Origin of the sequence: Actinocrinis puniceicyclus, from assembly GCF_018283645.1 — a bacterium.
In the GTDB taxonomy this organism is placed as follows: domain Bacteria; phylum Actinomycetota; class Actinomycetes; order Streptomycetales; family Catenulisporaceae; genus Actinocrinis; species Actinocrinis puniceicyclus.
The window spans coordinates 1-557 of sequence record NZ_JAGSXH010000373.1; the positions used below are offsets into that span (position 1 = coordinate 1).

The window sequence follows — 557 nt, forward strand, 5'->3', positions numbered from 1 at the left end:
GTGGGGGGAGCCGGTGGCCACTTGGGTGGCGCCGCCGTTGTACCAGTTGTAGTTGAACGCGTTGTCGTCGGTGTTGTTGTTGGAGTTGGCGTTGGTGAACGCCCACACGCCGCTGTCCTGCACGACGTTGTTGGTCAGGGTCACGTAGCGCGAGCCCTCGTCCAGGTACAGCCCGACGGTGTTGTGGTTGTCGTAGATGTAGTTGTCGTTGAACGTGGCGCTCGGGTTGGCGGAGAGGTTGTAGAGGCTGCCGCCGTCGTGGAAGATCTTCTTGGTCGCGTGGATCTTGTTGTAGCTCGCGTCGGTGTTCTTCAGCGTGGTGGGGGTGGTGTAGCGCGGCTGGTAGTTGTAGGTGCCGCGGTTGGCGTAGTCCTGGCTGCCGCCCGCGTCGTTCATCCCCCAGCCCCAGCCGATGTCGATGCCGTCGTAGGGCAGGTTCTCGACCTCGTTGTGGTCGATCACGGCGTGGGTGACGTAGGTGGACAGGATCCCGGCCATGTCCTTGTAGTCCTCGGCGACCCCGTTGACCAGGTTGTCGGTCAGGGTGATGTTCTGGT

At 62.5% G+C, this 557-nt stretch carries 1 pseudogene; it reads right to left on the reverse strand.

The annotated features are described in order from the left end of the window. Positions 1–557 (reverse strand): annotated as a pseudogene (locus KGA66_RS29350) (right-handed parallel beta-helix repeat-containing protein); the annotation flags it as partial.